This is a genomic window from Pseudomonas sp. GW458-11-26-14-LB4 (assembly GCF_059423925.1).
This window is the reverse complement of record NZ_JBWKYU010000014.1, coordinates 1-22,842: the sequence shown is the minus strand read 5'-3', so window position 1 is coordinate 22,842 and position 22,842 is coordinate 1. Positions and strand designations below refer to the sequence as shown.

15 protein-coding genes are annotated in these 22,842 nt (G+C 59.4%); 7 read left to right on the top strand and 8 right to left on the bottom strand.

Going from position 1 to position 22,842, the window contains the following annotated elements; translation table 11 throughout:
* The first annotated feature begins 3 nt into the window (after positions 1-3).
* Positions 4-885 carry a putrescine utilization regulator PtrR gene (ptrR, locus tag AC07XZ_RS18795; protein WP_007950470.1) on the top strand — a complete coding sequence of 294 codons (882 nt, stop codon included), beginning with the start codon at positions 4-6 and terminating at the stop codon, positions 883-885.
* Between the two features lie 88 nt (positions 886-973).
* Positions 974-1,636 carry a M24 family metallopeptidase gene (locus AC07XZ_RS18790; protein ID WP_102687091.1) on the top strand — a complete coding sequence of 221 codons (663 nt, stop codon included), beginning with the start codon at positions 974-976 and terminating at the stop codon, positions 1,634-1,636.
* Positions 1,637-1,681: 45 nt separating this feature from the next.
* On the opposite strand, the gene AC07XZ_RS18785 is transcribed toward AC07XZ_RS18790, so the two are convergent.
* The gene (locus tag AC07XZ_RS18785) at positions 1,682-3,247 is read right to left on the bottom strand and encodes an aldehyde dehydrogenase (NADP(+)) (RefSeq protein ID WP_102687092.1); all 1,566 of its coding nucleotides are present in this window, start codon (positions 3,245-3,247) and stop codon (positions 1,682-1,684) included.
* Complete coding sequence (locus AC07XZ_RS18780) at positions 3,244-3,882, bottom strand: cysteine hydrolase family protein (RefSeq protein WP_102687093.1); 639 nt, start codon at positions 3,880-3,882, stop codon at positions 3,244-3,246. Before AC07XZ_RS18780 ends, AC07XZ_RS18785 begins: the two co-directional genes overlap by 4 nt.
* Positions 3,883-3,981: 99 nt before the next feature.
* Between AC07XZ_RS18780 and AC07XZ_RS18775 the strand changes: the two genes are divergently transcribed.
* A complete protein-coding gene (locus tag AC07XZ_RS18775) occupies positions 3,982-4,479 on the top strand; it encodes a winged helix-turn-helix transcriptional regulator (protein WP_102687094.1) in 498 nt (165 codons plus the stop codon).
* A 70-nt stretch (positions 4,480-4,549) separates the two neighbouring features.
* Here the strand turns inward: AC07XZ_RS18775 and AC07XZ_RS18770 are convergent, their stop codons facing one another.
* From AC07XZ_RS18770 to AC07XZ_RS18745, 6 genes are all read right to left on the bottom strand, one after another.
* On the bottom strand, positions 4,550-5,965 hold the full coding sequence (locus AC07XZ_RS18770; protein WP_102687095.1) for a purine-cytosine permease family protein: 1,416 nt from the start codon (positions 5,963-5,965) through the stop codon (positions 4,550-4,552).
* Between the two features lie 289 nt (positions 5,966-6,254).
* The gene (gene argE / locus AC07XZ_RS18765; protein ID WP_102687096.1) at positions 6,255-7,403 is read right to left on the bottom strand and encodes an acetylornithine deacetylase; all 1,149 of its coding nucleotides are present in this window, start codon (positions 7,401-7,403) and stop codon (positions 6,255-6,257) included.
* Entirely contained in the window at positions 7,400-8,077 is a 678-nt protein-coding gene (locus AC07XZ_RS18760) for a DUF1028 domain-containing protein (protein ID WP_039766940.1), read from the bottom strand. Before AC07XZ_RS18760 ends, argE begins: the two co-directional genes overlap by 4 nt.
* A gap of 27 nt (positions 8,078-8,104) precedes the next feature.
* Positions 8,105-8,521 (bottom strand): RidA family protein, encoded by a 417-nt coding sequence (locus AC07XZ_RS18755; RefSeq protein WP_007950460.1) that lies wholly within the window; start codon positions 8,519-8,521, stop codon positions 8,105-8,107.
* Positions 8,522-8,579: 58 nt separating this feature from the next.
* Entirely contained in the window at positions 8,580-9,887 is a 1,308-nt protein-coding gene (locus AC07XZ_RS18750) for a flavin-containing monooxygenase (protein WP_085746211.1), read from the bottom strand.
* Between the two features lie 261 nt (positions 9,888-10,148).
* A complete protein-coding gene (locus AC07XZ_RS18745; RefSeq protein WP_102687097.1) occupies positions 10,149-10,967 on the bottom strand; it encodes an alpha/beta fold hydrolase in 819 nt (272 codons plus the stop codon).
* Between the two features lie 181 nt (positions 10,968-11,148).
* On the opposite strand from AC07XZ_RS18745, the gene AC07XZ_RS18740 reads away from it, so the two are divergent.
* The 4 genes from AC07XZ_RS18740 to AC07XZ_RS18725 all read left to right on the top strand — a co-directional run bounded on the left by AC07XZ_RS18740 (position 11,149) and on the right by AC07XZ_RS18725 (position 22,727).
* Positions 11,149-11,598 carry a winged helix-turn-helix transcriptional regulator gene (locus tag AC07XZ_RS18740; protein ID WP_102687098.1) on the top strand — a complete coding sequence of 150 codons (450 nt, stop codon included), beginning with the start codon at positions 11,149-11,151 and terminating at the stop codon, positions 11,596-11,598.
* A 150-nt stretch (positions 11,599-11,748) separates the two neighbouring features.
* Entirely contained in the window at positions 11,749-13,455 is a 1,707-nt protein-coding gene (locus AC07XZ_RS18735; RefSeq protein ID WP_102687099.1) for a ShlB/FhaC/HecB family hemolysin secretion/activation protein, read from the top strand.
* 99 nt (positions 13,456-13,554) lie between these two features.
* The gene (locus tag AC07XZ_RS18730) at positions 13,555-22,143 is read left to right on the top strand and encodes a two-partner secretion domain-containing protein (protein WP_347359960.1); all 8,589 of its coding nucleotides are present in this window, start codon (positions 13,555-13,557) and stop codon (positions 22,141-22,143) included.
* Positions 22,143-22,727 carry a hypothetical protein gene (locus AC07XZ_RS18725; protein WP_102687100.1) on the top strand — a complete coding sequence of 195 codons (585 nt, stop codon included), beginning with the start codon at positions 22,143-22,145 and terminating at the stop codon, positions 22,725-22,727. Before AC07XZ_RS18730 ends, AC07XZ_RS18725 begins: the two co-directional genes overlap by 1 nt.
* The last annotated feature ends 115 nt before the right edge of the window (positions 22,728-22,842 follow it).

Sequence of the window (22,842 nt, the reverse complement as noted above, 5' to 3'; positions counted from 1 at the left end):
ACTGTGGATCTGGTGCAACTGGAAATCTTCAAGGCCGTTGCCGAGCACGGCAGCATCAGCGCGGCGGCGGCGCAGATCCATCGCGTGCCGTCGAACCTGACGACCCGCATCAAGCAGTTGGAGGAAGACCTGGGTGTCGACCTGTTCATCCGCGAGAAAAGCCGCTTGCGCCTGTCGCCTGCCGGCTGGAGTTTTCTCGAGTACGCACGTCGGATTCTCGATCTGGTGCAGGAAGCGCGCGCCACGGTGGCCGGCGAGGAACCGCAAGGGGCGTTTCCGCTGGGCTCGCTGGAAAGTACGGCAGCGGTGCGGATTCCCGGTTTGCTGGCGACCTACAACCAGCAACATCCCAAGGTTGATCTGGACCTGTCGACCGGGCCGTCCGGGACGATGATCGACGGTGTGCTCTCCGGACGCCTGGCGGCTGCGTTCGTCGACGGCCCGGTTCTGCATCCGGCGCTGGAGGGCATCCCGGCGTTCGAAGAAGAAATGGTCATCATCTCGCCGCTCCATCACGGGCCGATCCAGCGCGCGGCGGACGTGAACGGCGAGAACATCTATGCGTTTCGCTCGAACTGCTCCTATCGCCATCACTTCGAAAAATGGTTCAGCACTGACGCTGCGGTACCGGGCAAGATTTTCGAAATGGAGTCCTATCACGGCATGCTCGCCTGCGTCAGTGCTGGCGCCGGCCTGGCCCTGATGCCGCGCAGCATGCTGCAAAGCATGCCCGGCTGCGCGACGGTCAGCGTATGGCCGCTGGCGTCGGATTTTCGCTATCTGACGACGTGGCTGGTATGGCGGCGGGGTACGGTTTCGCGCAGTCTGAGCATGTTTGTGCGCTTGCTGGAAGAGCGCGGTGTGGTGCGCGCAGAAGAGAATTGACACGTTGTGTCATGGTTGTATCTTAGGCGTCCTGTTTCGCAATATAAAAAACTATACAGCGCAAGCGATTAGCCAGAAGGAATCAGCGATGACCACAGCCCTGAGCGGAAAAGAAGCGGTAGGTGAGCGTTTTGTGCTGGATACCATGCGCCACGCCCAGCAGTTGACCTGGAAGGCCGTGGACGAGATTGCCAAGGTGATCAAACCGGGGATGCGCGAGTCGGAAGCCCATGCACGGGGCAAGAGAATTCTCGTTGAACTGGGCATGGACCGGATCTGGCATCCGCTGTTGATCCGCTTCGGCGCCAACACGCTGAAGACCTTCAAGGCGCGTTCCGACGGCGATCCGATTCTGGGTGAGAACGACATTTTCTTCATCGACATGGGCGTGGTCTGGGAAGGCCATGAAGGCGATGCCGGGGCGACGTTCGTCACCGGTTCCGATCCGCAAATGATCGCTTGTGCGGCGGCCTCCAAAGAACTCTTCGACAAGGTCGAAGCCTTCTGGCGTCAGGGCGTGACCGGTGTCGGGCTGTACCGTTACGCCACCGATCAGGCCGAGGCGATGGGCTGGAAACTGAACCTGGACATCAAGGGCCACCGGGTCAGCGATTTCCCTCACGCGATCTATCGCGGCGGCAATCTTGGTGACTTCGACCAGGCTCCGAATGCCGGTGTGTGGATTCTGGAAATCCAGATCGAACACCCTGAGCTTCCGTACGGTGCTTTCTATGAAGACCTGCTCATTTGATTGAAAAGCTTGCCCGGTTCGGTGATTCGCCGAACCGGGCATTTTTTATTGTCCGTCTATGCTGCGGGGCAGGTCGAGCGGATTACCGTCGCGCAACACCTCCGGCAGCAATGCATCGGGAAAGCCCTGATACGCCACCGGCCGCAAAAAGCGTTCGATCGAGGTCATGCCGACCGAGGTGAAGCGACTGTCCGAGGTGGCCGGGAACGGCCCGCCGTGTACGGTGGCGAAAGTCACTTCCTGCGGATGGGCGAAGGCGTTGACCACGATGCGTCCGGTGCGGCGCTCGAGGATCGGCAGCAGACGCCGGGCCAGATCCAGATCGCGGTCTTCAAGGTGAATGGCTGCGCTCAGTTGACCCTTGAACGAACGGGCGACCGCCAGCAACTCTTCATCATCCCTGACCGTTACCAACAGCGCCGCCGGACCGAACACTTCATGGGCCAGCGCCGGTTCGCTGAGCAGGCGTTGACCGTCAACTTCCAGCAGCGCCGAGCGCCCTTCAAACTGGCCATCCGCCGGAGCGCCGACCGCTACCAGATTCGCTCCCACGCTTTCCATCGCCACCAGGCCTTTGACGTATGAACCGTGAATCCCCGGCGTCAGCATCGTACGCGCTGGCGCTTCGCTGACCCGTTTGATCATCGCATTGCGCAGCGCTTGCAGACCTTCGCCTTCAATCGCGATCAGAATCGACGGACACAGACAGGCCTGCCCGACATTCACCAGCATCCGCTCGATAAAGCCATCGCCGATTTCGCCGCCACGTGCGGACAGCGCTGCGGGCAAAATGAACGTCGGGTTGACGCTGGTCATTTCGGTAAACACCGGAATCGGATCAGGCCGCAACTGCGCGCGACGATAAAGCGCCATGCCGCCCACCTCTGAACCGGTGAACGTCACCGCTTTAATCAAAGGATGATCGACCAGCGCCTCACCGATGGCATTGCCGCCACCGCGCACCATCGAAAAAACACCCTCGTGCAAGCCATGCTTCTGCACCGCTTTACGGATGGCGCGAGCCTGGATTTCCGAGGCTCCAGGATGCGCGTTATGCGCCTTGAGAATCACCGTCGCACCGGCTGCAAGTGCCGACGCGGTGTCGCCGCCGGCCACCGAATAGGAGATCGGAAAATTGCTCGCACCGAAGATCGCCACCGGGCCGATGGCAACTTTCTGCAGGCGATGATCCATCCGTGGTCGCGGCTGTCGATCAGGTTGAGCCGGGTCGATCGCCAGTTGCAGAAAGCGCCCCTTGCGCACCACCTCGGCGAACTGACGGAACTGGGTCGCAGCTTTGGCGGCTTCGCCTTCCAGTTGTGCCTGAGGCAGCCCGGTTTCCAGCGCGGCCCGGGCAGCCATTTCTTCGCGCACGGCGTCGAGGTTGTCGGCGATGCTTTCCAGAAACGCCGCACGTTCGGTCAGCGAGGTGTGGCTATAGCTATCGAATGCCGCGTCGGCGAGGGTTGCAGCCTGATCGACTTGCGCCGCGCCGCCGAAGGCAAAATCCGGCTCGATCAGCGTGTTGGTCGCTGGATTCAGCGCCTTCATCGTGCCCTCGGTGGCGGCGACGTCAGTGGCGCCGATCAGCATGTGGCCGGTCAGAGTCATTTTGCGTCACCTTGCGACTGAAGGTTGGCGATCAGTTCGTTTGTAGTGGTGATGACATGGGCGAACGTCGGGCCGTTGAGTTCATGGGCGGCGTGCATCATTTCCTCTTTGAACGCGGCGGTGGCATCGCGCACCAGCGTGACGTGATAGCCGAGTTCGGACGCATAGCGGGCGGTGGCTTCGATGCAGGTATTGGCCAGCAAGCCGACGATGATCACGTGGGTGATGCCTTGCTGTTTCAGGCGAAAATCCAGGTCGGTGTTGGCGAAACCGCTGGAGCCCCAGTGTTCCTGGACCACGATGTCGCCGTCCTTCGGCGCGAAATCCGGGTGCCATTCGCCACCCCATTCGCCGCGCGCGAAGTGGTGCATGTGCATGATCTTTTGTTGGGTCGGGGTTGGATGATCCCAGTTCTCGTAGTCGCCTTTTACCCAGCGGTGATGCGGTACGATGACGACCGGAATCGGCAGGGCCCGCACGGCGCGATCGAGTTTGCGCAGGTTGTCGAGCAGGCCGTTCTGCTCGGCCATCGGTTTGAGCAGCGGAAAGATCTTGCCGCCGTCCGAGAGAAAATCGTTGTACGGATCGACCAGCAGGTAGGCGGTTCTGTCGAGCGGATAGAGAGGTTTCGACATGACGATGTACTCCGGCAATGAGAGTGATCGATGCTCAGGGCTTGTTCCCGCATCGTGTTGATATGATAATCATAGTAACTATGAAAGAGGCAAGCCCTGATGGCTGTAAACGATAGTCTTCCCGACACGCTGTGCCCGATTTCCCGGGCCGAGGCGATCGTCGGCGACCGCTGGACGGTGCTGGTTTTGCGCGAATTGTTCATGGGCAGCCATCGCTACGACGAGATCCTGGCCCAGACGGGCGGTACGCCGCAGATGGTCGCCGCGCGTCTGAAAAGCCTGGAGGCGGACGGGCTGGTCGAGCGCCGCTTGTACAACGAGCGGCCGAAACGCTACGAGTACCACCTCACCGCGAAGGGCGAGGCGTTTTACCCGGTGGTGAATGCGTTACGTGCCTGGGGCGAGACCTGGTGCAAGTCGCCGGAGGAAGGGCTGGCGGTGAACATGACCCACAAGAACTGCAACCACAGCGCCGGCCTCGGGCCGCTGTGCGATCACTGCGGTGAAGTGCTGCGCCGTGAGGATCTGATCAGCCAGCCGCAAGAGGCGTACGCCGCCGAACGGCAGGCGCGGCGTGAGGCGTTCAAGGCGAAATAGATGGCTCCATCCAAAACAAAAAAGGCCCTCATTTGCGAGGGCCTTCGTGTGTCAGCGCAGAACGAATGGCTTACAGACTGCCCGCCAGTTTTCCGGAAGTCAGCCGCCGACGATAAGCACTGTCACGAGTCGCCAGCCAGAAATACAGCGGCGAGGTCACCAGCAAGCCAACCACCCACGACAGGTCCGCACCGTTGATGTGCGCCGACACCGGCCCGACGTACAGCGGCGTGTTCATGAATGGAATCTGCACCGCGATACCGATCGCATACGCCAGCAAGGCCTGCGGGTTGTAGCGGCCGTAGATGCCGCCATCGACCTGGAAGATCGAGCCGATGTCGTACTGGCCTTTGTGAATGGCGTAGAAGTCGATCAGGTTGATCGCGGTCCACGGCACCAACACCACCAGCAGCACCAGCACCATGTCGACAAAGTGGCCGATGAAGTCTGCCGACGCGCCGACCGCAGCGAAGCAGCAGGCCAGCAGCACGATGATCGAAATCACTGCGCGGCTCTTGGCGGTCGGAATCCAGCGGTAGGCGAAGGTCTGCACAAGGGTGATCAACGACAGCACCGCGCCGTAGAGGTTGAGGGCGTTGTGGCTGATGACGCTGAGCAGGAACAGCACCAGCATCAACGGGCCGATGGTGCCGGTGGCGAGTTTCACCGCGTCCATGGTGTCCATGCCCACCGGTGTTGCCAGCACGGCAACGGCGCCGAACACGAACGACAGGCTCGAGCCCAGCGCCGATCCCAGATAGGTCGTCCAGAAGGTCGCCGCCACCGGCACATTCGCCGGCAGGTAACGCGAGTAGTCCGACACGTAAGGCGCAAACGCGATCTGCCACAGCGCCGCCAGCGACACCGTCGCAAGCCAGCCCGAAAGGTTGAAGCTGCCGCGCGTGAGGAAATCATCGGTCTGGATGTGGGTGAGGATGTAGCCGAAGCCGACCACGATGCCGATCCCCAAGACCCAGGTGCCGATGCGGTTGAGCACGTGGATGAAGCGGTAACCGATGATCCCGATGATCCCCGAACCCAGCGCACCGATGACGATGCCGACCGGCACTGGAACGCTGTCGACCACGCCATGCAGGGACTTGCCGGCCAGCACGATGTTGGAGGCGAAGAAGCCGATGTACATGACGCCGGCAATCAGCACCACCAGCAATGCGCCGAGGGAGCCGAACTGCGCGCGGCTCTGGATCATCTGCGGAATGCCCATCTGCGGGCCTTGCGCCGAGTGCAGCGCCATCAGCACACCGCCGACCAGATGGCCGACCAGAATGGCGACGATGCCCCATACCAGATTCAGGTGAAACAGCTGCACGCCGAGGGCGCCGGTGACGATGGGCAACGGCGCAATGTTGCCGCCGAACCAGAGGGTGAACAGATCCCTGACCTTTCCGTGGCGATCTTCGGGCGGCACGTAGCCGATCGTGTGTTTCTCAATGAGCGGTGCGGACGTTGTTGCAGAGGTGGCCATGACGAACTCCAAGGCAAGGACGAGTACGTGGACGTACTTCAGTGAGCGCCGGCACGGACGGCGCATTTCTTGTTGGGGTTGATCATGGGCAAGGAAAGGGGAGAGATAAATTAGTAGTTTTGTTGCTTCAGGCGTTAAAAAAACGAGGCTCTCCGGTCAGCTGAAAACGCTCTGTCTCGGGTGTTTCAGCGATATGAACGACAACGCAGCTGACCTCCATTGGAGCAGCTGTCTGTCGGTGTTATTGCGGCTCGGCTGCGGATTTGAATCCGGCAGCCAGACCGGTCTTTCAAAGGCGAATAGACGCCAACATTCGATGCAACATTTCATCGCAAGCCGTGAGCTGATCGACGCTGACGAACTCGTCCGGCTTGTGCCCCTGATCCATGCTGCCGGGGCCGCACACCACTGTGGGAATCCCCACCGCATCGAACAATCCGCCTTCAGTGCCAAACGCCACGGTGCCGAAATCGTCCGAGCCACAGAACTTGGCGATCAATTGCGCAGCCTGGCTTCGGGCATCCGTCGCCAGACCCGGATACGCCGACAATTCGCTGAAACGGATATCGCTCTGCTCGCTGACGGCTCGCATTCGCGGCAGCATTTGCTGTTCGGCATAGGTCTTGAGTTGCTGGGCGACAAACGCCGGATCCTGCGAGGGCAGGGCGCGGATTTCGAAGTCGAAACGACAGTCGGCGGGGACGATGTTCAACGCCTTGCCACCGTTGATCACGCCGGTTTGCACCGTGGAGTACGGCGGGTCGAAACGCGGATCGAGGTGCTCGTCCTTGAGTTGCCGGCCGATGCGTCCCAGCTCGCCGATCAGCTCGGCGGCGCATTCGATGGCGTTGACCCCAAGTGGCGCGTAAGCCGAGTGACAGGCATGACCCTGGACATCGCAACGCATTGCCAATTTGCCCTTGTGCCCGAGCACCGGTTTGAGTTCGGTCGGCTCGCCGATGATGCACAGCAGCGGTTTGACCGGACGCTGCTCCAGCACCTTGAGCAACGAGCGCACGCCGAGGCAGCCGACTTCTTCGTCATAGGACAAAGCAATGTGCACCGGCAGTCGCAACGGTGCTTCGAGCAACGACGGCACCAGCGCCAGCACGCAGGCGATGTAGCCCTTCATGTCCGCCGTGCCGCGACCGTAAAGCTTGCCGTCACGCTCGCTGAGTTCGAACGGCGGCAGCGTCCACGGCTGGCCATCGACGGGCACCACATCGGTGTGCCCCGACAACACGATGCCCGGCTGATCGGCCGGGCCAATCGTGGCGAACAGATTGGCCTTGCTGCGCTCATCGTTGTAGATCAGCTCGCATGGCACGTCGAAACTTTCGAGGTAGCTGCGCACGAAGTCGATCAATTGCAGGTTGGACTCGCGGCTGGTGGTGTCGAACCCCACCAGCGTCTTGAGCAACGCGACGCTGTCGCTCATCGGTCGTCTCCGGCAACCCCGTAGCCCGGCGCCTTGGCCGGATCGAGGGCGCGGTCGATGTAGTCCTGCAACTGCGGGCGATAGGCGTCCCACAGTTTTTGCAGTTGGCCGATCGGGTCTTCATCGGCCCAGTCCACCCGCAGGTTGACGATGGGCCAGGTCAGTTCACCCACCACGACCACGGCTGCCGAATGCACCGGACCTGCTTCACCACCCAAGGCCTGGGCGGCGTGCAGGGCTTTGATCAGGCGATCGGCCAATTGACCTTCGCCTTCTTCGAACGCGCTGACCATGGCTTCGATCACCGAGCGCCCGGCGAGCATGTTGCCCGCCGCCACGCATTGCTCTCCCGACACGGCGTTGTGCACGCCCAAGGTTTGCGCGCCGCTGAAATGCGCGGTCTGGCCGAGGTGGTTAATGGCCGTGATCTGCCGGTACTGACTGTAGCCGTTGCGGGTCAGCACCTTGTCCAGCGCCGCCTCGGGCGCCAGACCTTGCTCCATCAGGGCGAGCACTTCCGGGCCGAGCGACGGCAGAGTGATGTTCTGGCTCGACACCGCACCAACCCCCGGCAACAGCCACGGGCAGCGGGCGCCGACGGCGATGCTGGAGGAGCTGATGGCGATGCCGAACTGACCGGTTTCGGGGCAGCGGGCGGCGATGGAAAATGTCATGTGTGGCCTCCTTTCGCTAAGGTCGAATTACTCGGGAATCACCGCAACCACATCAATTTCCATCAGCCACTGCGGCTGACCCAAAGCCGACACCACCAGCCCGGTGGAGATCGGGAACACGCCCTTCAGCCATTTGCCGACTTCCTGGTACACCGGCTCGCGGTAGCGCGGGTCGATCAGGTAAGTGGTGGTCTTGACGATGTGGCTCAGGTCGCTGCCGGCCTCTTCGAGCAGTTGCTTGACGTTGCGCATCGCCTGTTCGGTCTGCGCGCGCGGGTCGCCGAGGCCGACCAGTTCGCCATCGAAATTGGTCCCGACCTGACCACGGACATACACGGTGTTGCCGGCGCGCACGGCCTGGCACAGGTCGTTGTCCAGGGTCTGGTTCGGGTAGGTGTCCTTGGTGTTGAACATGCGGATGCGGGTGTGGGTTGGCTGACTCATGTGAGGCTCCTGACGAATTCGGACCCGGCGCGACGGGCGCCGGGATTGAAGAGGGAAATCAAGCGTCGACGGTGTCGACAGCGTTGTTGTGCAGCGCGGCTTCGCGTTGTTCGGCATCGCGATAGGCCAGGTATTTGCGCTGGGTGGCGATGTGGTCGGCCACGTGTTTGGCGTCGTGCCACACGCCCCAGATGAACGACGAACCGCGTCGCGACTGCCACGGCAAGCCGAGGAAATACACGCCCGATTCGCTGGACACACCGCGCTGGTGTTGCGGCTTGCCGTTGTCGTCGAAAGCCGCGACTTTCAGCCACGAATAGTCCACCGCAAACCCGGTGGCCCAGATGATCGAGGTGATACCGGCGGCGGCCAGATCGAGATCGGCCAGCGGGTTTTTCACGCATTCAGGATCCGGATAAGTCTCGCGGGCTTCCGGTTCCAGCGGCAGATCGAGGCCGTTGCGTTCGATGTAGGCGTCGGCGGCATCCAGCAGCGCGAGGTAGTTCTCGTCGCCACGCTTGAGGTTGTCGCGCAGGTCCTGTTTGAAGGTCACCACGCCGTCGCTGAACGATTCGGTGACGCCGACCAGGGTCATGCCTCGATGGGCCAGACCACGGAAGTCGATGGTGCGGCCACCGTGGGCACCGCTGACGGCGATGGTCACGTGCTCGCGTCCGGGTTTCATCGCAGCCTGATCCCACTCGCCGAGTACGCCCAGCCACCAGCAGAAATCACGGTTGCGGTAAGCGCGAGGAGGGCGGTCATGGGCGCCAACCGAGAGGTAAACCTGCTTGCCCGAGCGCTGCAATTCGTCGGCGATCTGCACGCCCGATGAACCGGCACCGACCACCAGCACGGCACCGGCCGGTAGTTGCTGCGGGTTGCGATAATCAGCCGAGTGAATCTGCAGCAGGCGCTCATCTTTCGGCGCAATCGCCGGGATCACCGGACGCTGGAACGGGCCGGTGGCGGCGACGACGCGGGCCGCTTCGATCACGCCCTCGGAGGTCTCGACGGTGAAGCCCGGACGCCCGACATTGCGCACCACGCTTTTCACATCGACGCCGGTGCGGATCGGCGCGTTGAATTTCTTTGCATACGCTTCGAAGTAATCGGCGACACGCTCCTTGTGGGCGAAACCGTCCGGATCGACATCATCGAATTCCATCCCCGGAAACCGGTCGTGCCACGCCGGACCGTTGGCCACCAGCGAGTCCCAGCGGCCGGTGCGCCAGCGTTCGGCAACGCGGTTGCGCTCCAGCACCAGGTGCGGCACGCCGAGTTTGCTCAGGTGTTCACTCATGGCCACACCCGCTTGACCGGCGCCGACAACAAGCGTGTCTGTTTTTATTATTTCAGTGGTCATCTCTGATCCCTTCTCACGAGGCCGTTGGATTCAGGTCGCTGTCGACCCTGTTCTCTGTGCTTGGGATCAGACTAGGGAGGGGGTGGTTATCGGTAAAATATTATTAAGCTGGCATGTGAAGATAAAAACGTGATGCAGAGGCCTGAAAGCTCTGTAAATACGGGACCTCGCCATTGCGCCGGAGTTCTGGACACAGAAAAAAAGGGCCATCGACAGGTGTGTCGACGGCCCTTTTCAGATGGCGCTCGATTTACATCGAACTCAACGATTGAGGAACGCCAGCAGGTCTTCGTTCAGTGCCTGCGCATGGGTCACGGCAAAACCGTGCGGCGCACCGGCATAAACCTTGAGCTCGGCACCCTTGATTTGTTCGGCGGCGCGTTTGCCGGTGGTTTCGAATGGCACGATGACGTCGCCGTCACCATGGATTACCAGAGTCGGTACATCGATTTTCGCCATGTCAGGGCGGAAATCGGTTTCCGAGAACGCGGTGACGCAGTCCACGGTGCCTTTCAAGGAAGCCAGCAGGGCGATGTTCAGGGTTTGTGTCAGCACGCCGTCCGAGACTTTCTGACCTTTATCGAGGCCATAGAACGGAGTGTTGAAATCAGCGATGAACTGCGCGCGATCCTTCAAAAGCCCCGCCTTGATCCCGTCGAATACCGACGTGTCCACGCCCTCTGCGAAGTCCGGTTTCTTGCCGAACAGCGGTGTCACCGCGCCTAGCAACACCAGTCCGGCAACGCGCTCGCTGCCGTGGCGTGCGATGTAGCGGCTGACATCGCCGCCGCCCATGGAGAAGCCGACCAGGGTCACGTCACGCAGATCCAGGTGCTCGATCAGTTGCGCGATGTCATCGGCGAAGGTGTCGTAGTCGTAGCCGGTCCACGGCTGGTCGGAACGGCCGAAACCACGACGGTCAAAGGCGATGGTGCGATAGCCGCGGCTGCTCAGGTATTCCATCTGGTATTCCCACATGTCGGCATCCAGCGGCCAGCCGTGACTGAACAGCACGGGCTTGCCGCTGCCCCAGTCCTTGAAATAGATCTCGGTGCCGTCTTGGGTCGTGAACGTGCTCATGAAAACTCCTTGGGTGAGGGCCTGCGTGGATGCCGTGATGGCAGCGTTCACTATCGCGACAAAGGGCATTGGCCACTTGTACGCAGGTGCTAAGTTTCGAGCCGCACGCGTTAACGGTTTGGCGGCATGAGTTGTAAGATGCAACCGCATCGAACCTGCCGTTTTGCCGGAGACACCCGAAATGAAGCGCAAAAGCCTTGCGGGCAATGCCTGCCCGATCGCCCGGACACTCGACCTGATCGGCGACTGGTGGTCGTTGCTGATCATCCGCGATGCGCTGGATGGCATTTGTCGTTTCGGCGACTTCGAGAAGAGCCTGGAGATCGCCAAGAACATGTTGAGTGTCCGGCTCAAAGGGCTGGTGGAGCGCGACATCCTTCGCATGGTGCCGGCGTCCGATGGCAGCGCTTACAAGGAATACGTGCTGACCGAAAAGGGCCGGGCGCTGCAAACCGTGATAGTTGCGTTGTCGCAGTGGGGTGGGGAGTTCATGTTCGAGCCTGGCGAGCCCGGGTCTGTGATGGTAGATGCGCAAAAGCGTCAGCCGATCAGGAAGCTTCAGTTGCTGTCTGCCGATGGTCGGGTGCTGGCGCCGGAAGATGTGGCGACGAAACTGGCGGTTGAGCATTGAGATGATGTGATTCACCGATTCCGGAAGACTTTTACTGATGCCGCTGGTCGGCAATACATATTTAGTAATGACAAAAATTGACGTCAGAATAGTGGCTCATTACTATCGCGCCACTATTCTGATATCAGTTTCCGTCTCGAGGGATCGAACATGTCCTCACCCGCCCTCGTGGCGAGGTTGTGCCTGGCTTTGCTATGCCTTTCTCCACTCCAAACCGCACTTGCAGCACCCACCCCCGGTGAAACCGACCTGATCCGCGAACGCCAGAATCGTCTGCTCGAAGAGCAGCAGCGGCGGCTCGAAGAGCTCAAGGATCTGCCCGGTAAAGAGGCCAAGCCGGCGCAGCCGGAAGCCCCCGCCGACACGCGTTGCTTTCAGATCAACGACATCGAGCTCAAAGGCGCCGACAGCCTGTCGGAGAACGACAAGAGCCGTTTGCTCAAGCCCTACATCGGCCAGTGTCTCGGTGTGCCTCAGCTGAATGAAGTGCTGAAGGTCATCACCGATCACTACATCGAGAAGGGTTGGGTGACCAGCCGTGCTTATCTGCCACAGCAGGATCTGTCCGGTGGACACCTGAAAGTGCTGGTGGTCGAAGGCAAACTCGAGGGCTTGAAAGGCGCCGATAACAGCAAGCTCTCGGAGCGTGAGTTGTCGATGGCGTTTCCCGGCAAGGCCGGCGAGTTGGTGAATCTGCGCGAGATCGAGCAAATGGTCGATCAGCTCAATCGCCTCCCTTCCAACCAGGCCAAGATGGAGCTGTCGCCAGGCAAGAACGTCGGCGGCAGTGAGGTGCTGGTCACCAACACCCCGCAGAAACCATGGCGCGCCGGGCTGTCGCGAAGCAACGACGGCCAGCGCAGCACCGGTGAGCAGCAGTGGGGCACGACATTCGACTGGGACAGCCCGCTGGGTCTGGCTGATCAGTTGAGTCTGCGCGGCGGTCACGATGCGATGACCGATCACCAGCACACCTCCAACAACGCCATGCTCAACTACAACCTGCCGTGGGGCTGGTGGAACTTCAGCTACACCTACAGCCAGAGTGAGTACCGCTCGCAAATCGCGGCCAACGGCTACAACTTCAAGCAGACTGGCGACAGCGAAAACCATCAGCTGCGCGCCGAGCGGGTGATCCACCGCGACTCGGTCAGCAAGACCTCCCTCAACGCCGGCCTGTCGTATCTGCGCACCAACAACTTCATCGAAGACAGCAAGCTCAAGCTGAGCAGCAACCGCATCAGCGAAGCGCAGTTCGGCTTCAACCACGGGCGGCGTATCGGCAGCGCCTTCGTCAACTTCGACGCCGGCATGCAGGAAGGCATCGGTGCATTCGACGCTCAGGGCAGCCACGACCCGGGCCCCGGCGAGCCGGATGCGCGTTACCGCAAATACACCGCAACCCTGAGCTATCTGCAGCCATTCAAAGTGTGGGGCGAGTCCTTCACCTTCAGCAGCCTGATGACCGGCCAGCGCAGTGAAGACGTGTTGTTCAGCCCGCAACGCACCAGCCTCGGCGGGTCGTCTTCGATCCGTGGCTACAAGGATCAATCGCTGTCTGGTGACAGCGGTGGCTACTGGCGCAATGACCTGCGCTGGTCGCGCCCGATCAACGCCGAATGGCTGCGCCCGGTGTTCGCGGAATACGGCACCAGCCTCGGTTACGATCAGGGCGTGATCCGTGGTGACCGCTACAACGGTGACCAGCATGGGCGCATGTCGAGCAACTCGCTGGAACTGTTTGCCCGGGGCGAACACGTTGCGGCCAGCGTGACCTTTGCCCACTCCCTGGAACGCCCTGACGTGCTGACCGAGCGCGAAGCGCCGATCTATTTCCGCGTGGATTTCTTCCTCTAGTTTTTGCCCTTTCCGAGATTCTGATATGGACTTCCGCCAACTGGCCTTTCTGGCCAGTCAGACTTCTGCTGCCGTAAAAACCGTGAACACTTCTGGGGCATGCCCAAACGCGGACTGGCGTTCCTGCTGGCCAACGTCATGTTCTGGCAGCCGATGTGGGCGCAGGCAGACGGAATCGTGGTCAGTGCGCCCGGCACCACGCTCGACCGGGCAGGCAATGGCGTGCCGATCATCAACATCGCCACGCCCAACGGTGCGGGTCTTTCGCACAACCAGTTCCACGATTACAACGTGGATGCTCAAGGCGTCATCCTCAACAACGCTACGAGCCGCACGCAGCTGACGCAGATCGGCGGAATCATTCTCGGCAACCCGAACCTGCGCGGTGCGGCGGCGCAAACCATCCTTAACGAAGTCAACGGTGGCAGTCCGAGTCAACTGCGCGGTTACACCGAAGTGGCGGGGCAGTCGGCGCGGGTGATCGTGGCCAACCCGTATGGCATCAGTTGCAACGGCTGCGGCTTCATCAATACGCCGCGTGTGACATTGACCACCGGCAAACCTGTGCTCGATGGCGCGGGTCGACTGGACCGTTTTCAAGTCGATCAGGGCAGCGTCTCCATCGATGGCAAAGGTCTGGATGCCAGCGCTGTCGACAGCTTTGAAATCCTCACCCGCAGTGCGCAGATCAACGCGCAGATCCACGCCAAACGCCTGAACATCACCACCGGTCGCAACGATGTAAACGCCGAAACGCTCAACGCCACCGCGCGTGCCGATGACGGCAGCGCCAGACCGCAACTGGCGATCGACTCTTCGGCGCTGGGCGGGATGTACGCCGGGGCGATCAAACTGGTGGGCACCGAGGCCGGTGTCGGCGTGAAACTGGCAGGCGAACTGGCGGCCAGCGCCGGGGATATCCAGATCGACGCCAATGGCCAACTGACGTTGGCGAAGGCCACGGCCAGCAATGCGGTCGACATCAAGGCCAACAGTCTTGAGGCGCAGCAGGCCGTTTACGCGGGCACGCAATTGACCGTGCAAACCGCTAAGGATCTGGTCAACCAGCAAAGCCTTGCCGCCAGGGACAGCGTTCGCCTGACCAACGGCGGCACATTGACCAACGCCGGCGTGATTGAAGCCGGAGTGAATGCGGATAACAGCCGTAACAGCAATGGCGATGTTTCCATCAACAGCGGCTCGGTGAGCAACCGTGGCAGCGTATTGGCCAGTCGCTCGCTGAGCGCGAGTGCCGCAGGTGTGCTCGATAACCAGAACGGTATCGTCCAGGCCAAAGACGTCGCGCTAAGCGCCACTCGCCTGGTCAATCAAGGCGCTGACGCTCGGATTTACGGCGAGACCAGCCTGGCCTTCAGCGTCCCGGCTATCGTCAACCTCAGTGGCTTGATCCGCTTCGCCGACGGCCAGGCGGCAACGCTCTCCGTCGACAGTCTGGACAACCGCAAAGGTCGTATCGAAATCGCCGGCGGCAGTCTGAAACTCAATGCGCGGGCGCTGCAAAACGATGACGGCAAAATCATCGCCGGACGTCTGGATATCGATACCCGGCTACTCGACAACGCTGGCGGCCTGATTGCTGCCAGCCAGGGCGAAACCAAGGTCGTCGCCCACGAACGTCTGAACAATGGCAAAGGCAAGATCCAGGCAAAGACCGACCTCGTTGTGTCGGGCGCCGAGTTGCTCAATCAGGGCGGCACATTGGCCGCCGATTCGATTCGGATCACCGGCACCCGACTGGATAACAGCAGCAAGGGTGTCATCAGTGCCGAAAACGGCAATCTTGATCTGGCACTGGATCAGGACTTCGATAACCACGCTGGCAAGGTTCAAGCCTCGGATCGATTGAGCGTCGCTGCCCAGAGCATAGACAACCGTAATGCCAGCCTGACCGGCAAAACCCTTGAGGTCACCAGTCGCGGCAAACTCGACAACTCCCAAGGCACGATTTCATCGGATGACAGCGTGCTGGCCAGCGAAGACCTGGACAACACACAGGGCCTGATTCAGGGCAACACGACACTGAACCTGACCGCACGCGATCTGGACAACACCAACGGCCAACTGCTCGGCGGTGTTGTCGATGCGACGCTGGACAATCTCACCAGCAATGACAAAGGCGCGATCAGTGCCGAGACCGGCAAGCTCACGCTGGTCGTCAACAAGCACCTGAACAATGCCTTGGGTCGACTGCAAGCCAGCCAGGGGGACGTGGATGTTCACGCCGGCAGTATCGACAACCGTAAAGGTGTGGTGGCCGCGCAACAGCTGCTGTTGGTCGCTCGCAACGGTCACATCGATAACCGTGGCGGGCGGGTGATCGGCGATCGCCTCAACCTGCAAGCGGCCAGCCTCGATAATGGCGAGGGTGGTCTGCTGGCGGCGGGTGTTGATGGCGCTCGCCTGATTCTCAAGCAAACCGTCGCCGGTCAGTCGCAACTGCTCAATCAAAAGGGCCGGATCCAGAGCGATGCCGACCTGTACATCGAAAGCGATACGGTCGACAACAGTGCCGGTGTGTTGCTGGGCAAAACCATCGAAGTCAACGCCACGCAGCTGAACAACAGCGACAAGGGCGGCATCGTCGGCACGGGCGGCGACATTGCGCTGAAAATCGCCGGGGTCTTCAAAAACGTCACGGGCGTGGTCGACGCCGCCGAGCAACACCTGCTGCTCGAACAACTGGTCGAACTCGACAATCGCGGCGGCACATTGCGCGGGCAGCGCCTGGACATCACCAGTACGTCCATCGACAACCGTGATGCGGGCCAGATTGTTGCAGGTAGCGATGGTCTGAAAATCGTCGGCAGCACCGTGCTGAATCAGCAGGGTGCGATCCTCGCCAATGGCAGCCACGCAGAACTCGCGCTAGGCACCGGCAACCTGCAAAACCAGGGTGGCACGCTACAGGCTGACACGCTCGACATCACCAATGCCGACCTCGACAACAGCGCAGTCAACGGCAAGGCCGGCTTGATCTCCAGCCTGCTGGGCGATTTGCAGTTGACCGTGACACGCCTGATCAACCATGGCGGCAAGCTCTTCGGCAAAGGTCAGGTCACTTTCGATGGCACCCGTCTGGATAACGCGGGTGGTGAGATCAGCGGCAATCGGCTGGGTCTCGAAGCGGTCGGCCAGATTCTCAATCAGGGCGGACTGATCGAGTCGGCGGCGGATCTGCAACTGAGCGGCGTCCAGCTGGACAACAGCGCTGGCGGGCAGATTCGTGCCCTGGGCGGCACCTCCAGCAAGATCAAACTGAACGGCAACCTGAATAACCAGAACGGCGTCATCGAGATTGGCAGTCAGGATCTGGAACTCGCCGGCACCCAGCTCAACAACCTCAGCGGCAGCGTGCGTCACGCCGCGCAAGGGTTGTTTGACCTGGATCTGAATAACCTGACCGGCACGCAGGGCAGCCTCACCGGTCTGGGCAAAGGCGTCTGGGATGTCGCGGCGGTTAATGGTGTGGGCACCTGGCAACTCAATGGTGGGCTGACTTACACCAGTTCGCAGGATTTGAACCTTAATGTCGGGGATCGCATCGCCAGTGCTTCGGCGCTGAACCTGAATGTCGCCAATCTGAATAACGCCGGGCAACTGCTCAGCGATGGCGATCTGACGCTGACCCTTGGCGGCAACCTGATCAACAGCGGTCGAGTGTCGGCTCAGCAGAAACTCACCATCAACGCCAGCGACGTGATTCAACAGGACGGGCGGCTGGTCAGCGGTGGCGATACCGTGATGACCTTGCGTGGCACGCTGGACAACCTCGGTCGGCTGATCGCCAACCAGAACCTTACGGTGACGGCTGCCCGGATCGACAACAAAGGCACCCTGGGCGCCCAGGGCAATCTCGAATTCAACGCCGCCAACGGCATCTCCAACGGAGCCGATACGCTGCTGTTCAGCGGCGGCACGATGAAGTTGCATGGCAACAGCCTGAACAACTATTACGGCGATATCTACAGCCGGGGCAATCTCACGGTCGACGCCGTGGGTGGTGGTCGTGCTGCGTTGTTCAGCAACTTGTCGGGGACGGTCGAGGGCGAGGGGGATATCGACATCAATGCGATGTCGGTGGAAAACGCCAAGTCGGTTTTCGAAATGTCGCAGGGCGGCAGTTCCGGCTCCATCAGATGGATTTGCGGGCAGCATTGCGGTGGCCACGATGGCTGGAAAAAAGGCACGATCATTATTGATCGGACCTATAACGATGTGGTTCTCAAAGACTCGACCGCATCACGCTTCGTCGCGGGCAAAAACCTGACGATTCATGCCGGCAATGTCGAAAACCGCTACAGCATGATGGCTGCGAACGGCAGCCTAACGGTAACCGCCGACCGCTTGTTAAACCTCGGCGCGGAATCGCGCTCCGGCACTTCGACAGAATCGATTGGCACGCCTGGCAGGATCGACAATAGTCTGTGGGATCGGATGGAGTTCATCGAAGTCCCGGCGTTCAACGCGCAGACGCAGCAGGGGAATTTCGATGAGGCACGCTTCAACGAGTTGGTCGCCGTTACCAATGACAGTCGCTTCGCTCACCCTGAGAACGTACAAATAAAGTGGTCTCCCAATGGCAACACCTTGTATCCGGCCACCCTGCAGGCGGGAGGAACGGTAAGCCTCAACGTCACTGACTCCATCCAGAACGGCAAGCTCTACAACAATACTTACGATCAGCTCACCGGAAATCTGGACAGCGAAAAAGCCACCGGTGTGGGTGTCGTCGACATCAATCTGGGCAAGCGCAGCAGCGCCGCCAGCGTTCAGGTCGCCAAGGACGTCACTCGCATCGAAAAGGTGGATGCGGACGGCGTGAAGCAGATCAGCTTCGTCCCGGTTGATTTCCGTGGAGTACCGTTTGCTGCAGTAGATCCAACCGCGTCTTCGACATTCAGGCTTCCGAAAGGCCCTTACGGCATGTTCGTGCAGAGCCCGAATCCGCAGAGCCGCTACCTGATCGAAACCAATCCGGAGCTGACTCAGACCGCGCCATTCATGAGCTCGGACTACCTGCTGGGCAAACTTAATTTCAACGCCGATGAGGCCGCTCGCCGCCTCGGAGACGGTCGCTACGAATCGCGCTTGATCAGCGATGCAGTGTTGGCTCAGACCGGCCAGCGTTTTCTGGCCGGTGGCTTGAACAACGATTACGAGCAATTCCGTTACCTGATGGACAACGCGCTCGCCAGCAAAAACGAGCTGAATCTGACGGTGGGTGTCACCCTGACGTCGGAGCAGGTGGCGGCGCTGACGCATGACATCGTCTGGATGGAAGAGCGCGTCGTCGATGGTCAAAAAGTACTGGTGCCAGTGCTGTACCTGGCTCAGGCCGAGTCGCGCAACGTGCGCGGCGGCAGCCTGATTCAGGGGCGTGATCTGGAAATGATCGCCGGCAACGACCTGGTCAACGTCGGCACTCTGCGGGCCACCAACAACCTCACGGCAGACGTCAAAGGCAGCCTTTATAACGGTGGTCTGGTCGAGGCTAACGAACGCCTGAGCCTGATGGCCACCGACAGCATCCGCAATGCGCTGGCCGGTGATATTCGCGGTAATCAGGTCAGCCTGAGCACCCTCAAGGGTGACATCGTCAACGACCGGACCGCCGTGACTTACAGCCCGGGGCAGGGGTTGCGCACGTCACTTGACGACGGCGGCAACATCAGCGCCCGCGATACGTTGAGCATCAAGTCCGGCCGTGACTTGACCAACTCCGGCACGATCAACAGCGGCGCCGATGCAGACCTGAGCGCGACCCGCGACATCAACTTACTGGCGGTTCAGAACGTCAACGAGATCCACACAATCGAGAACGGCGGACATCGCTCGACCGTCACCACAACCGTGGAAAACCTCGCGTCCAGCGTGAAAAGTGGCGGCAACCTGAAGCTTGACGCCGGTCGCGACATCAACGTCCTCGCCAGTACGGCACAAGCCAAAGGCGATCTGCTTGCCGACGCGAAACAAGACTTGAACATGGCTTCGGCGAGCGACGAACACAATGTCGAAACCAACAGCAAAAGTGGCAAGAAACGCGTCCACGAAGAAGACAATCACACCGTCCAGAAGGCCGCTGAGTTCATCGCCGGTGGCGACGTCAAAACCAACTCCGGCCGCGATACCACATTGGTGGCGAGCAAGATCAGCGCGGGCAATGAAGCCTATGTGTATGCGGGTAATGACCTGAGTCTGCTGGCAGCGCAGAACAAGGATTACACCCTGTACGACATGAAGGAGAAGGGTGGTTTCGGCGCCAAGAAAATGCAGCGCGACGAAGTTACCCAGATCACTCATGTGGGGAGCGAGATCAAGACCGGGGGCAATCTCACGCTGGTCAGCGAGGGGGATCAGCGCTATCAAGTGGCGAAGCTTGAAAGCGGCAAGGACATCACGCTGGACAGTGGTGGGGCGATTGTTTTTGAAGGGGTGAAGGATTCTCACGACGAGAGCCATACCAAAAGCGATGGAGATGCTTTTTGGACTTCGTCAAAAGGCCGGGGCAATAACGATGAAACGCTGCGTCAGAGTCATCTGATCGCATCTGGAAAACTTACGATCAAAGCTGTAGACGGGCTGAAGATCGATATCAAACATGTCGATCAGCAAAGCGTGCACCAAGCCATTGACGCAATGGTCGAGGCCGATCCTCAACTTGCCTGGCTCAAGCAGGCAGAAGCGAGAGGAGACATCGACTGGAGGCAAGTCAAGGAAATCCATGAGTCGTTCAAATATCAAAACTCGGGGCTTGGGCCAGCTTCGCAACTGATGATTGCAATCGTGATGGCAGCGGTCATCGGTCCAATGTCGAGCATGATTCTGCAATCCGTTGCGGTTACCGCAGCGACAAAGGCCGCCGTCAGCACCATCGACAACCGAGGCAATCTGGGCAAGATTGCAAAGGACGTAACCTCCAAGGAAGCGCTTAAAAGCTATGTCGTGGCGGCAGCAACCGCAGGCGTTACCCAAAGCCTCAACTACGACCCAGGCGCAATCGGACTGAATCCCGAAAGCTTGAAGATTGTCGCGATCAAGGTGAGTTCGGATGCCTTGATCAAAACCGCCGTTTACGGCGGCAGCCTGAAAGACAATTTTGCGAGTTCTGCAGTGGGCACCGCTGCGGCCATCGGTGGCGCCTATGGGGCCGGGAAAATCGGTGATCTTCCCCTGAAAGACGGGAATGTTGGGAAAATCCTCCTGCACGCTGGATTGGGCGGGTTGCTGGCTGAGGCCACGGGCGGTAACTTCCGTACGGGTGCCATCGCGGGGGGCGCCAACGAAGTGTTGATCGGTCTTCTTGGAGAGAGGCTCCTTCCTAAAAATCTCGTAAAAGGAAGCGCCGAATACGCTCAGGCTCAGGCGAACCTGCTCGCACTCTCGCAGGTCGTGGGTGTGTTGGGAGCGGCAGCTTCCGATGGCGATCTGGGCGTCGCTGCGACGGTGGCGGCAAACGCAACGCAATACAACTTCCTTGGGAAGCACGACAAGGCGGAACGTGATAACGCACGTGAGGAGTTCAAGGAAACAGGAGCAATAGATCCTGCTAAGCGACTTGTACGACTGGAGGGTGCGGATCACCGAAGTGATGATCTGCTCGCCAAGTTCCGCCTGGACAGAAATTCTCTGACACCACAGGAGCGCACGGAGTTAGCAGCTTACCTCCAAGTGTACGCCGCCCAAGAGTTGGAAAACTCGACGGTGGCAGAGGTCAATGCCCGGGTCAGCAAGCTAATCAGCAATGGCCCCGAGAACCCGGAGCTGTACCGTTACGCCGGAACCACCGAAGCCAAAAATGCTTTTGCCGATGCTCAGCGTGCCATTGCAGGTGGATGGTTCGATCAATTGGTCTGGACTCGGACAAAAACTGAAAACGAACTGATCTTCAGGGACGCTCAAGGTTATTTACGCATCAATAACGAACAGCAGGGTTTGTCGAATCTTGGAAATCCGGCAATTTATGGACTGACCGGTCCATTGGGCTCCAGCATACGTATGGCGGCAGCGGCCAATGGTTTACTCCAAATAGGTGTAGGAACAAACCAGGCGTTCAACGGCGATCTTTGGAACGCAGCTGGAAATATTGTCATTGGGGCTTTGGGGGTTGCCAGTGCGGGACTTCCTGGTACCAAACTGCCTAACAACGCAACAACGGGGTTAATCTCCGAAACGGGTCAATACACACGACCTACCGAGGCAGTAGGCTTATTTGATCGAACAGTGTTACACGCTCCTGCAAATGATAAGTTTTATGAGCGGGCGACCCAAGAATTACTGGATGCTATCAATGCGATTCCTAGCAATACCCAAGCATCTAAAGTGGCAACTATGATAAGTGCCTATGATCCTGTATCAGGGAAGATTGCGGTAGGGAGCAGTAATGGCAATATTAGAGCTGATATGTTGGATGTGCGAACCGTTAACTATATAGAAACACAACTTGGTGTGAAGGTCGGTGAGATCACAAACCTCTGCCGCAATGCTGCTGGTGCCTGTGCTGAAGTCTCAGCGGTTGACAAATTAGTTAGGATGGGTGTCAATCCTGCTGAAGTGAAATTTACCAGTGCTCTGCGCCCCCGTATTGTTAGAGATGAGGGCGGGATTACGAAAAATGCTATAATTGATACCTGTGCGAACTGCAGTGTTACCTGGCCGGAGGGAAAGTGATGTCGCTGAATAAAGACTGGCAGCCTAGTTTTGGAGAAATAATAACTTGGTTCGCCATGGATAGAAATGGGTTGATAGCAGTTATGGTCAATAACTGTTTTGGTCGCCTGCCTTCTGCATTGTTGGAAGTTCCAGACTTGGAGGCAAAGCTGGATAGCATAAACGAGTTTATGTGGGAGGAGTCGTCAGACTTTTTTGATTATCCGAAAAATAAAGTAGGCCGTACTTTGTTGGATATGTACTCATTTCGCAGATATCGTAATGCCCGTTCGCGCATAGATGTGGAATTAATAGTTTCAGAGAGGTCGGGATTTGATAAAAAACTTTCAGAGTATTCAATTCCGTCAATTAAGGGGTTTTACATTTACCATGCAGTTGAAAGCTCTGCTCCTGGTGAGGACTATCCGGTCGGATACGAAGGAGAGACAGTTGTTGGGGATTATTTTCGGTTTTTAGTCCCAACTGTACATGGGGGAATCGAAGATTTTCCCGAGGATTTGAGGTCATTAGTTTTAGTCTCGGATAAGCTGGATTTTACCTCGGATCAGATTGTCGCGAGCGATTCGATTGACTTGTTTTTTTAAAAGAAGAAAGAAGAAGGGGGGGCGGATTTATTTATTTTAATAAATCTGAGAATCATCTGGCCGGCCTCCCCACCTCACGGAGGTGGCGCAAAATTCAAGGTGCGAACTTAGTCTT

Coding starts and splice junctions, on each gene's coding strand:
- AC07XZ_RS18745 (WP_102687097.1), bottom strand. CDS start 10,967: ATGAGCACGTTCACGACCCAAGACGGCACCGAGATCTATTTCAAGGAC.
- AC07XZ_RS18735 (WP_102687099.1), top strand. CDS start 11,749: ATGTCCTCACCCGCCCTCGTGGCGAGGTTGTGCCTGGCTTTGCTATGC.
- AC07XZ_RS18775 (WP_102687094.1), top strand. CDS start 3,982: ATGGCTGTAAACGATAGTCTTCCCGACACGCTGTGCCCGATTTCCCGG.
- argE (WP_102687096.1), bottom strand. CDS start 7,403: ATGAGCGACAGCGTCGCGTTGCTCAAGACGCTGGTGGGGTTCGACACC.
- AC07XZ_RS18780 (WP_102687093.1), bottom strand. CDS start 3,882: ATGTCGAAACCTCTCTATCCGCTCGACAGAACCGCCTACCTGCTGGTC.
- AC07XZ_RS18790 (WP_102687091.1), top strand. CDS start 974: ATGACCACAGCCCTGAGCGGAAAAGAAGCGGTAGGTGAGCGTTTTGTG.
- AC07XZ_RS18730 (WP_347359960.1), top strand. CDS start 13,555: ATGCCCAAACGCGGACTGGCGTTCCTGCTGGCCAACGTCATGTTCTGG.
- AC07XZ_RS18770 (WP_102687095.1), bottom strand. CDS start 5,965: ATGGCCACCTCTGCAACAACGTCCGCACCGCTCATTGAGAAACACACG.
- AC07XZ_RS18755 (WP_007950460.1), bottom strand. CDS start 8,521: ATGAGTCAGCCAACCCACACCCGCATCCGCATGTTCAACACCAAGGAC.
- AC07XZ_RS18785 (WP_102687092.1), bottom strand. CDS start 3,247: ATGACTCTGACCGGCCACATGCTGATCGGCGCCACTGACGTCGCCGCC.
- AC07XZ_RS18750 (WP_085746211.1), bottom strand. CDS start 9,887: ATGACCACTGAAATAATAAAAACAGACACGCTTGTTGTCGGCGCCGGT.
- AC07XZ_RS18740 (WP_102687098.1), top strand. CDS start 11,149: ATGAAGCGCAAAAGCCTTGCGGGCAATGCCTGCCCGATCGCCCGGACA.
- AC07XZ_RS18760 (WP_039766940.1), bottom strand. CDS start 8,077: ATGACATTTTCCATCGCCGCCCGCTGCCCCGAAACCGGTCAGTTCGGC.
- AC07XZ_RS18725 (WP_102687100.1), top strand. CDS start 22,143: ATGTCGCTGAATAAAGACTGGCAGCCTAGTTTTGGAGAAATAATAACT.